Origin of the sequence: Empedobacter sp. UBA6305 (assembly GCF_002440405.1) — a bacterium.
Taxonomy (GTDB): Bacteria; Bacteroidota; Bacteroidia; order Flavobacteriales; family Weeksellaceae; genus Empedobacter; species Empedobacter falsenii_B.
In genome coordinates this window covers 44,965-60,156 of record NZ_DJTP01000003.1, presented here as the reverse complement: position 1 = coordinate 60,156, position 15,192 = coordinate 44,965, and the positions used below count along the sequence as shown (strand labels likewise).

General features: G+C 30.7%; 14 protein-coding genes. 13 read left to right on the top strand and 1 reads right to left on the bottom strand.

What is annotated here, in order from left to right:
* The first annotated feature begins 2 nt into the window (after positions 1 to 2).
* From B3M86_RS00975 to B3M86_RS00955, 5 genes are all read left to right on the top strand, one after another.
* Positions 3 to 1,034: a phosphotransferase enzyme family protein gene (locus B3M86_RS00975; protein WP_115000898.1), complete on the top strand. Its 1,032-nt coding sequence runs from the start codon at positions 3 to 5 to the stop codon at positions 1,032 to 1,034.
* Positions 1,006 to 1,494, top strand: a complete 489-nt coding sequence (locus B3M86_RS00970) for a GNAT family N-acetyltransferase (protein WP_115000896.1) — start codon at positions 1,006 to 1,008, stop codon at positions 1,492 to 1,494. The genes B3M86_RS00975 and B3M86_RS00970 overlap by 29 nt, the downstream gene beginning before the upstream one ends.
* Positions 1,491 to 2,588: a Nif3-like dinuclear metal center hexameric protein gene (locus tag B3M86_RS00965; RefSeq protein WP_414646998.1), complete on the top strand. Its 1,098-nt coding sequence runs from the start codon at positions 1,491 to 1,493 to the stop codon at positions 2,586 to 2,588. The genes B3M86_RS00970 and B3M86_RS00965 overlap by 4 nt, the downstream gene beginning before the upstream one ends.
* Positions 2,589 to 2,590: 2 nt before the next feature.
* Entirely contained in the window at positions 2,591 to 3,376 is a 786-nt protein-coding gene (locus tag B3M86_RS00960; RefSeq protein WP_115000894.1) for a zinc ribbon domain-containing protein, read from the top strand.
* A gap of 145 nt (positions 3,377 to 3,521) precedes the next feature.
* Positions 3,522 to 4,169, top strand: coding sequence for a hypothetical protein (locus B3M86_RS00955; protein ID WP_291076240.1), 648 nt, complete (start codon positions 3,522 to 3,524; stop codon positions 4,167 to 4,169).
* Between the two features lie 71 nt (positions 4,170 to 4,240).
* Here B3M86_RS00955 and B3M86_RS00950 read toward each other — a convergent pair whose 3' ends face one another.
* Positions 4,241 to 5,575, bottom strand: coding sequence for an NAD(P)/FAD-dependent oxidoreductase (locus tag B3M86_RS00950; protein ID WP_286495204.1), 1,335 nt, complete (start codon positions 5,573 to 5,575; stop codon positions 4,241 to 4,243).
* A gap of 297 nt (positions 5,576 to 5,872) precedes the next feature.
* Here B3M86_RS00950 and B3M86_RS00945 point away from each other — a divergent pair, with 297 nt between their 5' ends.
* From B3M86_RS00945 to arfB, 8 genes are all read left to right on the top strand, one after another.
* Positions 5,873 to 6,952: an NADH:flavin oxidoreductase/NADH oxidase gene (locus B3M86_RS00945; RefSeq protein ID WP_291049159.1), complete on the top strand. Its 1,080-nt coding sequence runs from the start codon at positions 5,873 to 5,875 to the stop codon at positions 6,950 to 6,952.
* A gap of 3 nt (positions 6,953 to 6,955) precedes the next feature.
* Positions 6,956 to 7,345, top strand: a complete 390-nt coding sequence (locus B3M86_RS00940) for a VOC family protein (protein WP_125349274.1) — start codon at positions 6,956 to 6,958, stop codon at positions 7,343 to 7,345.
* Between the two features lie 8 nt (positions 7,346 to 7,353).
* Complete coding sequence (locus tag B3M86_RS00935; RefSeq protein ID WP_286495202.1) at positions 7,354 to 8,508, top strand: MFS transporter; 1,155 nt, start codon at positions 7,354 to 7,356, stop codon at positions 8,506 to 8,508.
* 80 nt (positions 8,509 to 8,588) lie between these two features.
* The gene (locus tag B3M86_RS00930; protein WP_221856275.1) at positions 8,589 to 9,383 is read left to right on the top strand and encodes a LytR/AlgR family response regulator transcription factor; all 795 of its coding nucleotides are present in this window, start codon (positions 8,589 to 8,591) and stop codon (positions 9,381 to 9,383) included.
* A complete protein-coding gene (locus B3M86_RS00925) occupies positions 9,370 to 12,402 on the top strand; it encodes a sensor histidine kinase (RefSeq protein ID WP_286495201.1) in 3,033 nt (1,010 codons plus the stop codon). The genes B3M86_RS00930 and B3M86_RS00925 overlap by 14 nt, the downstream gene beginning before the upstream one ends.
* 261 nt (positions 12,403 to 12,663) lie before the next feature.
* The gene (locus B3M86_RS00920) at positions 12,664 to 13,617 is read left to right on the top strand and encodes an aldo/keto reductase (RefSeq protein WP_286495199.1); all 954 of its coding nucleotides are present in this window, start codon (positions 12,664 to 12,666) and stop codon (positions 13,615 to 13,617) included.
* A 1-nt stretch (position 13,618) separates the two neighbouring features.
* Positions 13,619 to 14,800 (top strand): MFS transporter, encoded by a 1,182-nt coding sequence (locus B3M86_RS00915; protein ID WP_286495198.1) that lies wholly within the window; start codon positions 13,619 to 13,621, stop codon positions 14,798 to 14,800.
* Complete coding sequence (arfB, locus tag B3M86_RS00910) at positions 14,800 to 15,192, top strand: alternative ribosome rescue aminoacyl-tRNA hydrolase ArfB (RefSeq protein ID WP_286495197.1); 393 nt, start codon at positions 14,800 to 14,802, stop codon at positions 15,190 to 15,192. The genes B3M86_RS00915 and arfB overlap by 1 nt, the downstream gene beginning before the upstream one ends.

Genomic DNA, 15,192 nt, shown 5'->3' with positions numbered 1-15,192 from the left:
TAATGGAGAAAATATTAAAACATTATTTCGAAAATATAGATCAAGTTAGTATTAATCCAATCAGTTCTGGTTGGATTAATTCTACTTATGAAGTTGAGTATGAAGGAAAAAAATATATTTTACAAAAAATAAACACGCACGTTTTTCCTCAACCAGAAGTAATTTCGAACAATATTGACATCATTTCTCGCCATCTAAAAGCAAAGAATTATCAAAATTCGGTAATCGAAATTGTAAAAGATTTGCAAGGAAATTTATTAGCAAAAGAAGATAGAGAAACTTGGAGAATGACTTCTTTTATTCCAAATTCTATTTGTTTTGAGAAAGTGGAATCTGCGGAACAAGCGTATGAAGCGGCGAAAACAATTAGTGAATTTCATTCGTATTTGTTAGATGTTAATGTTGATGAAATTTATCCTTCGATTGTCGGGTTTTTAGATTATCATAAACGTGTAAATGATTTCAAAAATGCATTGAAAAATGCTTCAACAGAGCGTTTAGAAGAAACGAAAGAAGAAGTTGCTTATATTTTGGATAATCTGTATCAAGTTGAAAAGTATTTAGAAATAGATTTCCCAAAGCGTGTCGTTCATGCTGATGCTAAAATCAGTAATTTCTTATTTAATAATGATAATCATTCGCAAGCAATCGCTGTGATAGACTGGGATACAATAATGCCAGGGAATATTTTGTGCGATTTTGGAGATATGATTCGTACATACGCAAACCTGAAAGCTGAAGACGATCCTAATCCTGAAAAATTGTTTGAACCTGATTATTATAAAGCGGTTAAAAATGGGTTTTTAGAACATTTAAAATATGATTTACAACCAATAGAGATCGAAAATATGGATTTTGTTGCGTATATTGTGATTTATATTCAGGCGGTTAGATTTTTGGCAGATTATTTAGAAAACGATATTTATTATTCGATTTCTTATCCAAAACAAAATCTAAATCGTACGATTAATCAAATCAATTTATTAAAAGCATTAACAAAATTTCATGAAGAAAATTCGGTTCGAAAAATATAAACCTACAGATTTTAATAACTTTTTTAAACTTGTTCAGGACGACGAAGTGATGAAATATATCTCTGGAAAAGGTTTGAATGAAGAGCAAGCAAATCACAAATTTACATCAATCTTAGAAAAAGGTAGCGTTAACGAAAACCTTGGTTTTTTTAAGGTTTATGACGAAAACGACACACTTTTAGGTGATTGTAAATTGGTGTATAACAAACATATCGAAAATTCACTTGAAATAGGTTATTTATTGAAAAAAGAATTTTGGAGAAAAGGTTTTGGATCAATGATTTGCGAACATTTATTAGCAGAATCAAAAGAAAAATTTCCTGATTTGCAAGTAATGGCTGTCATCGATCCTGATAATGTTGCTTCAAGAAAGTTGTTAGAAAAGTTTAATTTTGAATCGTATTGGAAAGGCATCGAAAATGATTTGCCTACAGAAAAATTGCTTTTAAAAGAGAAATGATACGAGTAAAAGATGTCGCTTTGGCGATGGAAGAAATAGCGCCTTTGGCGTATGCAGAGGATTTTGACAATGTTGGATTGCTAGTTGGTGATTACAATAATGAGGTAACAGAGATCTTGGTAACGTTGGACACAACACCAGAAGTTGTGGAAGAAGCGATTGAGAAAAATTGTAATTTGATTGTGAGTTTTCATCCAATTATTTTTTCTGGTTTAAAGAAATTGAACGGAAAAAATTATGTTGAAAAAGCTGTGATGACAGCAATCAAAAATGGAATTAATATTTATGCAACGCATACAGCTTTAGATAATTCGAAAGTTGGAGTTAATTTCAAAATTTCTGAACAATTAACTTTATTGAATACGAAAATTCTTATTCCAAAATTGCAAACTATCAAACAATTAATTACCTATGTACCAACAGAACATGCTGAGCAATTGAAATTTGCGTTGTATGAAGCGGGTGCAGGAAAAATTGGGAATTATGATTCGTGTGGTTTTGCGATAGAAGGCGAAGGAAATTATCGACCAACTGCTGGTGCAAATCCGTTTATTGGCGAAATAGGGAAATTGGAAGCAGTAAACGAAACGCGAATAGAGGTTATTGTTCCGCAACATTTGGAAGGTGATGTGATGAATGCTTTGTTCAAAAATCATCCGTACGAAGAAGTTGCTTATTCTGTTATTTCGTTGAATAATCAAAATAATTATATTGGAATTGGAATGATTGGAGAGTTGGAAAATGAAATGGAAGAACTCGATTTTTTCAATTATCTAAAAACTCAAATGAATACACCCGTTATTCGTCACTCGAAATTATTAAACAAAAAAATAAAGAAGGTTGCTGTACTTGGAGGTTCTGGCGCATTTGGAATAAAAAATGCAATTTCGGCTGGAGCGGACATTTATATCACGGCTGATTTGAAATATCACGATTTTTTTACAGCTGAAAATAAGCTTGTTTTGGCAGATATTGGACATTTTGAATCGGAACAGTTTACAAAAAACTTAATAACTTCGTATCTTAAAGAAAAATTTACTAATTTTGTGGTCTTTAATTCTGGAATTAATACCAATCCTGTTAATTATTGTTAACTATGTCTGAAACAAAAAATATCAAAGAACTAAGCGTAGAAGAAAAACTTCGCGCGTTATACGACTTGCAATTAATTGATTCACGTTTAGATGAAATCAGAAACACAAGAGGTGAATTACCTTTAGAAGTTGAAGATTTGAGCGACGATGTTGCACAATTAGAAACGAGAATCCAAAAAATAGTTGACGAAACTAAAGGTTTGGATGAAGAAATTAAATTGAAGAAAGAAGCAATCAAAAATGCTGAAGCTTTAATTAAAAAATACACGAAACAACAAGATAACGTACGAAACAATAGAGAATTTGATGCTTTAGCGAAAGAAGTAGAGTATCAAGGTTTGGAAATTGAGTTATCTGAGAAACGTATTCGTGAGTTTACAGTTAAAATTTCTCAAAAAAATGCACAAGTTGAAGAATTTAATGCAAAATTAAACTCAATGAAAGAGCATTTATCTCACAAACAAGCTGAGTTGGATACAATTGTAAAAGATACAGAAAAAGAAGAAAGTAATTTATTGAAATTATCTTCTGAATATTCTGCTAAAATCGAACAAAGATTATTAGACGCTTACAGCCGTATCAGAAATTCTGTGAAAAATGGTTTAGCTGTTGTTCCTGTACAACGTGGAGCTTCTGCGGGATCTTTCTTTACAATTCCACCACAAAGACAAATGGATATCGCTCAACGTAAAAAAATTATCGCTGACGAACATTCAGGACGTATCTTAGTTGATTTGGAATTAGCTTTAGAAGAGCAAGAAAAAATGGAAATCATTATCAAAGGATAATTTTCTTTGTTAAAAAATATTTTATTTAATATCAAAGTGTTACACGATTGTGTAACACTTTTTTTATGCTAAAACTAGTTGTTGTTATTTTTTAGCACGCTATTTGTAATACTGGCAATATAATTAGTTTGAAAATTTAGAAATTATGAAAAAAATTATATTTTTAGCAATGTTAGCTGTCTCGTCTATCTCATTAACATCTTGTGTGAATAATGATGATGGCTATTATGAACCTGAAATTGTTAATGTTGGACAAATCAATTATGATGGTGTATCATTTCCGCTTCGAAATGCAGTTGTTGCAGATATAAAAAAGGCTGATGGCGGATTTTATTATAGTGTAGTATTATCTACAAATCCAGTTCCTAAGAATGGTAAATTAAATGGAGCTTATTTGTATTTAGAAATTTTCCAAAGAGGTGATTTAAGTTTTAATGGATCTTACGTAACAGAAAATAATGATAGAGGATTGGATTATATCGAATATTATGAAGATCCTATAATGCAAAATTATGTGCCAGTTCTTAATTCTGGAACGTTTGCTTTGTTAGATACAGATTTTTCTTCTGGATCTATTAATCTAAAAAATTATTTTGACCCTTATAACAGAAGTTTATTATCTACAAACTTTGCATTGAGAGTTTCGAATGGTAAAACATTGACTGGTGATTTTGATGGATTATTTGATTTTATCCAATTATACAGCAAATCTGCTAAAGATGCTGTAAGTGCAAAATCTGCATCAACAGAAAGAGTAAAAACAGGAGTGAGAACACCTTCTGCAAGAAAATAAAATTTCAATTCATAGATACAAAAAACTCCGCTAAATATTTAGCGGAGTTTTTTATTGATATACTTTTTTGATTAAGCTTCTACTTCTTTATCACGATTCTTTGGAAAACGGCGATAACCTTTCAAATTAAATCTAAAATCTTTTTTCGTTGGACGAACAATAATACGTAATGATGAATCATTTGTAAAATAATTTTGAGCCCAATTAAAGAAAATAGCCAGTTTGTTGCGAACAGTCAAGATTAACATTAAGTGTAAGAACATCCATGTAAACCATGCCAAACGTCCAGAGAAAGAGAATTTAGGTAAGTCAACAACAGCTTTATGTTTTCCTATTGTAGCCATAGATCCTGGATCTTGATATTCAAATAAAGTTAATTTATCTTCTGATAAACCTTGTCCAATTTTATTGAAATTTTTGGCTAAATTCATAGCTTGATCCCCAGCAACACGTGCTAATTGAGGATGTCCATGAGGATATTTAGGTGTTTCCATACAAGAAATGTCACCAATAGCATATATGTTATCAGTTCCAATAATTTTACTTGTACGATCTACCTTAAAACGGTTACCTCTTTGTAACTCTTCTTGAGACACAGCTCCTTCAGGAATATTTCCTGTAACACCAGCAGACCAAATTAAATTTTTTGTTTTGATTGTGCGTCCGTCAGCTAAGGAAATAGTTTTTCCATCATAATCTGTAACTCGTCCTTCTGTCCAAATATGCACTCCCATATTTGTCAAATATTCGTGAGACTTTTTATGAGCTAAATCAGACATAGGTCCTAATAAATTAGGACTTCCTTCAATCAAATAAATATTCAATTTAGAGAAATCTAAATCTGGATAATCTTTTGGTAGAATGTGTTTTTTCATATGTGCAATTGCACCAGAAAGTTCTACTCCAGTTGGTCCACCACCAACAACAACAATGTTCAAAATTTCTTCTAATTCTTCTTCTGACTCAGCAGAATAAGCACTTTCAAAATTTGTTAACAATCTGTTTTTTAGCGTTAAAGCTTCGTTTGTGGATTTCATTGGGAATGATAATTCCTCAATTTGCTTATTACCAAAGAAATTTGTGGTACATCCCATGGCAATAACCAAATAATCGTAAGAAAAATCTCCGATTGTGGTTTCAACAATATTAGCTTCTTTTTTTATAGCTGTTACTTCAGCTAATCGTACGCTGACATTTTTACTTCCTTGAAATACTTTTCGTATAGGAAACGAAATATCACTAGCGTTTATTCCTGCTGTAGCAACTTGATAAAAAAGAGGTTGAAATTGATGATAGTTATAACGGTCAATAAGTGTAACAGAAAAGTGTGGGTTATTATTTAATTTACGGGCTAATTTAAGTCCGGCAAATCCAGCACCTAAAATGACAATCTTTTTCTTTTCCAAAATTCACTTTTTTGTAAAATTACGAACAAACTAAGAAACAATGAAAGATTTATTAAAAATTATTCTGAACCTTAGATATTTACTATGATATCGGATTGATTATTAGATTTTTTTAAATTTATGTTTTTTGTCAGTTTTAAATAAATTGTTAAAATTATTTGTGATTTCATGTATTTCTAAGCTTTTTTAATTTTGTTGAAAGATTAGAATTTAAACAATTTTTAAGCTGAATCGTTTTAAGAAATCAATCAAATTCACGAATTTTATTCCAAATTAATTAAGTCAAAAAAACAAGTAATGAGCAAATTATTTGAATCAATCAGTATAAATGAATCTATTTCATTAAAAAATAGAATTATTATGTCGCCAATGTGCCAATATTCTTCGGAAGATGGTTTTCCAAATGATTGGCATTTTCAACATTATGTTTCGCGTGCAGTTGGCAATGTTTCGGCGATTATACAAGAAGCTACCGCTGTTATTGCAGATGGTCGAATTTCGTATGGCGATTTAGGAATTTGGAAAGATGAACATATCGAAGTGTATCAAAAATTAACTTCCGAAATTAAAAAATACAATTGTGTTCCTGGGATTCAGTTAGCGCATGCAGGAAGAAAAGCAAGTACAGAAAAGCCTTGGTTGGGACACCATCAAATAAAATCTGACGAAAAAAATGGTTGGAAAACAGTTTCGAGTTCTAATTTACCTTTTAATGAATCGGATGAAATTCCACATCAATTAACAATTTCTGAAATTAAAGATGTTGTAAAAGAATGGGGAAAAGCAACTGAACGCGCGATAAAAGCTGGTTTTGAAATTTTAGAAATTCATGGTGCGCATGGATATTTGGTTCATCAATTTTTGTCGCCTTTAATCAATAATCGAACAGATGAATATGGTGGAAGTTTTGAGAATAGAATTCGTTTTGTGTTGGAAATTGTTGCTGAAATGCAAAAATATATTACAACTCAATCGCTTTGGGTTCGTTTGTCAGCTTCGGATTGGGCAGAAAATGGTTGGAATTTAGAAGAAACAATAGAATTGTGTAAGATTTTAAAACAAAATGGAGTAGAAGTGATTGATGTTTCGTCTGGAGGAGGAGTGAGTCATCAAAAGATTGATGTCAAAAAAAATTATCAAGTTCCATTCGCAAATGAAATTAAAAACCAAGTCGAAATCATTACTGGAGCTGTTGGATTAATTTTTGAGCCAAAACAAGCCGAAGAAATTCTTCAAAATGAAGAAGCAGATTTAATCTTTTTAGGAAGAGAATTATTACGCGATCCATATTTTGCATTACGTGCTGCAAAAGAGTTAGAAGAAGATATAAAGTGGTTGCCACAATATGAAAGAGCAAAAAATAATCATTACGCATAAATTATGTTAGCATTAAAAAAAATCCATCATATTGCAATCATTTGTTCGGATTATCAAAAATCAAAACATTTTTACACAGAAATTTTAGGATTCGAAATTGTGCAAGAAGTTTACCGAAAAGAACGTGATTCTTATAAATTAGATTTAGCTTTGCAAAATTATTACTGCATCGAATTATTTTCTTTTCCTAATCCACCAAAACGTGTTTCTCGACCAGAAGCTTCTGGATTGAGACATATTGCTTTTGCTGTGGAAAATATAGAAAATGAAGTAGAAAAATTAACGCAGTTGAATGTGATGGTAGAGCCAATTCGTGTGGATGAATACACGCAAAAGAAGTTTACTTTTTTTGAAGATCCCGACGGTTTGCCGATAGAATTATACGAAGAATAGAAGAATAAATGGTAAAAAAGAGTTTACTTGCCTTAGCAATGGGAGGTTTAGCCATCGGAATGACGGAATTTTCGATGATGGGAGTTTTAGAAGATTTTGCAAAAGATTTGAATATTTCAATTCCAACAGCAGGGAATTTTATATCAATGTATGCAATGGGCGTAATGGTTGGAGCTCCAACATTGATCATGGCTACAAGTAAATATTCGCCTAAAAAAGTTTTAATCTTTTTTATGTTATTGTTTACCATTTTTAATTCACTTTTTGTTATTGCACCAAGTTACAATACCTTATTAATTGCTCGTTTTATGTCTGGTTTACCTCATGGAGCGTTTTTTGGAGTAGGATCTGTTGTGGCAGCACAATTAGCAACAAAAGGAAAAGAAGCGCAAGCTATTTCGATTATGTTTGCGGGATTAACGTTTGCGAATTTAGTCGGAGTTCCATTAGGGACGAAATTAGGACAAGTTTTTTCGTGGCGATTAACGTTTGGGATTATTGCAAGTTTAGGATTAATCACAATGTTAGCGATTTCGCTTTGGGTTCCAAATCTTAAAAATACAAACAAAGGAAGTTTAGTAGAGCAATTAAGTTTCTTCAAAAAATGGGAAGCTTGGGTATTAATTGTGATGATTTCTATCGGAACTTCAGGATTATTTGCGTGGATAAGTTACATTTCTCCATTAATGACAAATGTGGCAGATTTACCCAAAACAAAAGTTCCAATTATTATGACCTTGATTGGTCTAGGAATGTTTGTAGGTAATTTTATAGGTGGAAAATTGGCAGATACCATGTCGCCAAATAAAGCTGCAATTATCTCATTTGCTTCGATGGCGATTTGTTTAGTGATTGTTTATTTCACTTCTCACATACAAATAATGGCTTATATTATGTCGTTTATTACGGGATTAATTGCGTTTACAATTGGTTCGCCAATTCAAATGATGTTGATTAATAACGGAAAAGGATCCGAAACTTTAGCCGCAGCAGCTGGTCAAGCAAGTTTTAATATCGGAAATGCTTTAGGTGCATTTTTAGGTGGAATTCCGATTGCAATGGGGTTAGGATTTAATTCGCAATTGTGGGTTGGCTTTATTATGGCTTCGGTAGGATCAATAATTGCAGCAATCTTTTTACAATTAAAATCGAAAAGAGTTTAAAAATATTACTTCAATCATAATCAAAGGATGTTCTACGGAGCATCCTTTTTTAGTTTATATTTGTAACAAATTAAACTCAAATGAATCATTACAAAGCTCTTATTATAGATGATGAACACTTTGCTCAACAAGGGTTAAAGAAAATTATTCAACATGCTTTGCCAGATTTTTTTGTTTCCATTGATACTGCAAATTCTGTAAAAGAAGGCGTTGAAAAAATTAAGGAAAATCAACCAGATATCGTTTTTTTGGATATTCACATGCCAGAGGAATTTGGGTTTAAATTATTTGATTATTTCGATGATATTACGTTTGATGTCATTTTCACAACAGCTCATTCAGACTATATTTTAGAAGCTGTAAATCAATGGGGATGTTTGGGTTATTTGATGAAACCTATTTCAATTTCTGATCTTAAAGTATTATTGAATCGTTTTGTAGAGCGTCAAAATCAAACAAAAATAACGAAAGAGATTATTAATATTGCAGATGATTTTGAAGATGAAGTAGAAACTGATAATCTGAAAGACGTTTTCAAAAATGAGCATGGAATTATATTTATTCCATCTATAACAGAGGTTTTGGTACTGAAAATTGAAAATATTATTTACTGTAAAGCAGATGATAGTTATTGTACAATTTTTACTGAAAAAGAGGCGTACATGGTAACTAAAACGCTGAAAGAGGTAGAAAATTTAATTGATCAAACCAATTTTTTCCGTGTCAATAGATCGTATTTGGTTAATATTAATTTTGCTAAAAAATTTGATAAACGAAACAATTTATTGATTCTGAATTGTCATCCAAAAGATGGTGAATCAAATCTTCCTGTAACTTCTTTGGGGTATAAAATTTTATCGAATGTGGTTGCGTAACTTCATTTTTTTACTTGTTTTATTTCATTGCTCTCATCAACTTTCTGCGCAATATGTTCTGACAAAACAATACACGTACGAAAATGGCTTGCCTGCCAATGAGATTTTGAGTGTTTACAAAGATTCTCGTAAAATCTTGTGGGTTGGAACTCGTTTTGGCGTATTTGTGAAAGACATGGACAATTTCAAAATGATGAAACGCTTCGAGAAAGTACAATACAATAATGTTTGGACAATAATAGAAGATAAGCAATATAATGTTTGGTTCGGAAGTTACGGACAAGGGATATTGAAATTTACTGGTCAACGTTTTGAACAAATTAATACAGCGAAAGGATTAGTTTCGGATCGTGTTCGAAATTTATTTTATTTAGATGATTTAATATATGTTGCTGCGCAAGGTGGCGTTTCGATTATTGATACAAAATCAAAGAAAATTTATAATCCTTCTTTTGAAAAAAATAACAATATTGTGTTCGAAGCGGTATCTTTTTTCGAATATCAAAACAAGGTTTATGTTGCAACAATAGATCATGGTGTTTATGAAGTTCATCGCGATAAGTTGAAGTTGGTCAATCCTTTCAATCGAATTAATTATAGTTTTTTGAATAATAATGATTTGTATTTGTCATCTTCTAAAGGTCTTAATATCATTTCGATAAACGATTTTTTGAATAAAAAATTGAATTTTAAAACCTACGATTTTCCAGTTTTTAGAAATCACAACATTTCAGATAAACGTCATTCTCTTTTATTAGCTGGTTACGAAACGGGTGCAGGAAATGGAATGGTTGCCGAATTAAAGGACAATAAAATAACAGATCAAACAGAAAATTTTAAAATCACTTCGGATTATCCATATCGAGTTTTTAGTAGTAAAACGGATGATTTAATTTATGTTGGAAGTGCTGATAAAGGACTTTTTGAAGTTCATTTTAATCATTTTTTAGATTTTTCAACGATTGATAATAAAAGAGTCATTGAAATTCTAAAAGTTGCGAATACACAATATTTTTTAACACCAGAAGGACTTTATTTTCAAGAGAATAATGTATTCAATAAGCAGATAAAGAGAAATGCTTTTTATCAATATATGCTTCGAAATAAGTCAAAATTCAAAGATTTTTTAAGTCAATCAAATAAAGATTTTTATGAAATTGATTTTGATTTGAAAGAAAAAAATCTTCGTTTTTATAAAATGATTATTCGTCATAATTCGTTTATTATAGCAACTAATTTAGGACTTTTCGAGTTAGATTTTAATGGAGAATTCAAAGATTATTTACCTAATCGAACAAGTCAATTTACATATTTTAATAATCAATTTATTCAGACAAATCCTTTTGGAGGAATTTTGGTTTTTGATGATCTGAATAATCTAAAATATCACGCATATTCAGCTACGCAAGCGAATGTTCCGAAAGATGTTGTTTCGATTTGTCAAAATAAAAAAGCTGTATTTTTTGGTTCTTCTTTGGATGGATTATTCAAGTATGAAAATGGAAATTTTATTTCTTATTTGCAAAATAATCAGTTTAATGAATCTAAAATTAAAATGATAAAATGCGTTGGAGATAATCAGTTGTTGGTTGCAACAGAATTTGCGAAAGTCTATATTTTAGAGGTAAAAGGAGATGAATTAATCACAAAAAAAGTAATCAATATTCGTGAAATTGGCGGGGAAAATATCAGTTCAATTGACATTTTTGGGAACTCAATTCTGATTGGAACCAATCGTAATTTACTCGTTTTCAATAATGGTAAAACATATATGATTGGTAATGAACAAGGTTTTGTAAATAAGGATATACATTCGTCTATTTTTGACGGAAAAACGGCTACAATTGGTGTTGAAAATGGATATTATAAGTTAAATCTTGAGAATTTATTAAAGCAAAAAAATCAGTCGAAAGAGATTATAATTACAAGTTTTAAAATTAATGATCAATCTTTTGGAATAGATAAATTTATGTGGTTTGATTTGATTGATAAAGATTTGAATTTAAAGAATAATGAGAATAATATTACATTAAATTTTGCTGTGGTTGATGCTAATTTTGCTCAAAGTTATAAGTACAGATATCGTGTAAATCCTGATGAAAAGTGGAACGAGTATTTTTATAACCCATCTATTTATTTGCGGAATATACCATATGGTAAATATCGTGTTCAATTAGAAATAACGGATACAAGCAATGGACAAAAACAAATTATTGATTTGGTTTCGTTGAATGTTGACGAACCTTTTTACTTGAATATTTATTTTATTTTGTTGTCAGTCTTAACTTTAGGATTGATTATTTATCGTTATAATACAAATAAAATCAAGACGTTAAATAAATTTAATCAATTAAAAATTAGTCAATTAAATGAAAAAAATACTCAAGAAAATCAACGTTTGCAATTAGAGCGGCAATTAACCGAAACGAAGTTAACAGCTTTACAATCGCAAATGAATCCGCATTTTATTTTCAATGTGCTGAATTCTATTCAGTTTTATATTTTGGATAATGATATTGATAATGCGTTAAATTCGTTGGGACGTTTTTCTCACTTGATTCGTCAGATGTTAAATCTTTCAACAAAAGATGAAATTAGTTTGAAAGACGAAATTGATTTTTTGAAATTATATGTTGAAGTTGAGAATTTTAGATGGAAAAATAAAATAGAATTTGATGTTCAAATTGATAGTCAATTGGATATTTATCGCATCAAAATTCCTCCAATGTTGATTCAACCAATTATCGAAAATTCTTTTGTTCACGCATTTGATCAAAATCATTTACAACCGATTATCAAATTGATTATTCGTGTAAAAATTGATTATTTAGAAATAATCATTGAAGATAATGGAAAGGGAAATACAACACAAATTACGCAAAATAAAACTCACGATTCGAAAGCACTTAAGATAGTTAATGAGCGTTTACAATTGCTTAATCGTAATATTGAAGAAAATATTTTTATAAATTTTCATGAAAAAGGAACAAAAGTTCGAATGATTTTGAAAGTTGATTAAAATTTCACCTGAATAAATTCACAATTCACCTTGCTGAAACGTGAATTAACGAAATCTGAACTCTATTTTAATGATAGATATTATTCAGTATATATATTTGTTGTATCGATTTCAAACTAAGTATTAAACTTTGATGCTTTGTTTTCTAAACCTATGAAGACACCATAAAAGTATCTTAAAAGTTACATTTTTCGACGTGTGAGTCAAAAAATTTTACAACAAGAAGCTACTGCAAAGTAGCTTTTTTTTATCTTTATCCCCATGAAAAATGTACAATTAGGAAATACAGATTTAGAAATAAAACCAATTTTTTTCGGAGGAAATGTTTTTGGTTGGACATTGAATGAAGAAGAATCTTTTCGAATTTTAGATGGATTTTTGGACAGAGGATTTAATGCGATAGACACTGCAAATAACTATTCGTATTGGGTGGAAGGTAATGTTGGAACAGAGTCTGAACGAATTATCGGAAATTGGTTAAAATCGAGAGGAGTGAGAGATCAAATTGTTTTGGCAACGAAAGTTGGTGGACGAAATATGATTCAAGATAAGCCAAATACTACAAAAGCTCATATCTTAAAAGAAGTAGAAGAATCACTTATCCGTTTACAAACAGATTATATCGACTTGTATCAAACTCATTATGATGATGTAAATACACCTGTAGAAGAAACTTTATCCGTTTATAATCAATTGATAAAAGAAGGAAAAGTGAGATTTATAGGAGCTTCTAATTTTTCTTCGGAGCGATTGATTGAATCGTTGGATAAATCAGAACTTTATAATTTGCCGCAATACAAAACCTTGCAACCTGAATATAATTTGTATGATCGTCAGCATTTTGAAGAATTTTTGCAACCTGTTGCTGAGAAATATAATTTAGCTGTTATCCCTTATTACAGTTTAGCGAGTGGTTTTTTATCAGGTAAATATAAAACTGAAGAAGATTTACAACAAAGTTTGCGCGGTAATGGAATCAAAAAGTATTTGAATGAAAGAGGATTCAAAATTTTGGACGCTTTACAAACTATTTCTACACGATATAATATTTCTTATTCGGCAGTTGCATTGGCTTGGTTAATGGATCAGAAAACTGTTGTAGCTCCCATTGCGAGTGCAACTAAGGAACAACATCTTGATGCTTTTGTAGAAGGTGTAAATGTGCAATTATCTCATGATGATGTTAAACTTTTGACTGAAGCAAGCGAATATTAGAATGGAAAATTTACAAATGAAACCCAAATTAACTCCAATCATTTTATGGATAATGATTATTGGGAGCGGTTTGGTTGTGGCAAATAATTATTACAATCAGCCATTATTGTCATTAATCGCTAAAGATTTTAATGTTTCCGAAAGTAAAGTTTCTAATATTGCAATGTTAACACAAATTGGATACGCTTGTGGATTGTTGTTTATTATTCCTTTAGGAGATTTACTGAAACGAAAACGAATGATCTTAATCGATTTTGTTTTTATAATCGCAGCTCTTTTGGGAATGTATTTTGCACCATCTGTAAGCTGGCTTTTTCCATTAAGTTTTCTAATCGGTTTCACCTCAGTTATTCCGCAAGTTTTTGTGCCAATGGCGGCTGAATTAGCTGAACCTCAAAAAAAAGCGCAAGCTGTCGGGATGGTTATGAGTGGTTTGCTTGTTGGTATTCTACTTTCTCGTGTTTTTAGTGGCTTTATTGGTGAATATTTAGGATGGCGAGAAGTTTATATGATAGGCGCAATTTTAATGTTTGTTCTATGGATTTTTATCTATATATTTTTACCAGAAATACAACCAAATTTCAAAGGAACTTATGGTAATTTGATGAAATCGATTGTAGATTTAGTAAAAAATCAACCACAATTAAGATTAGCTTCTTTTCGTGGAGCTACAGGTTTTGCAGCATTTAGTGCATTTTGGACAACATTGGTTTTTCACTTAGAAGAAGCACCATTTTTTGTTGGAAGCGATATTGCTGGTGCTTTTGGATTAATTGGAGCAGTAGGAGCATTAGCTGCTGCATTAGTTGGTAGAGTTTCAAAAGTTCTGTCAACATCAAAAATTATCTTTTATTCCATCATTACTATGCTAATTTCTTGGGGATTTTTCTATGAATTTGGCTATACATATTGGGGATTAATTGTTGGTGTAATTTTGATCGATTTAGGTTTACAGGCAATGCATGTTTCTAATCAAACCATTATTTTTGGATTAGATGCCAAAGCAGGAAATCGAGTGAATACAGTTTACATGACAAGCTATTTTATTGGTGGATCTTTAGGAACATTTATTGCAGCAAATGCGTGGGATAAATTTCAATGGAATGGAGTGGTTGCTGTTGGCGTTTTTTTTACTTTAATCTGTTTGATTTCTCATATTTTATTCAATAAAAATAATAAGTGATGAAAGATTTTTCTTATGAAATAACATATAAAACAGCGAGAAGTAGCGGTGCAGGAGGGCAAAATGTAAACAAGGTTGAAACGATGGTTTTAGCAAAATGGAACGTTGAAGTTTCCCAATTTTTTTCTGATGAAGAAAAAGCATTAATCACAGAAAAGCTAAAAAATAAGATTAATTCAGAAGGATTTTTACAAATCAATTCGCAAGAATCTCGCTCTCAATTGGACAATAAAGAATCTGCAACAAAGAAAATGTTAGAATTAGTTGAAAAAGCATTGATTATTCCAAAGTTTAGAAAAAAGACTAAACCTACTAAAGCTTCTCAGCAAAAAAGACTGAATCAAAAGAAACAACAAGCTGAGAAAAAAGACTGTCGTAGGTTTAAATTTTAG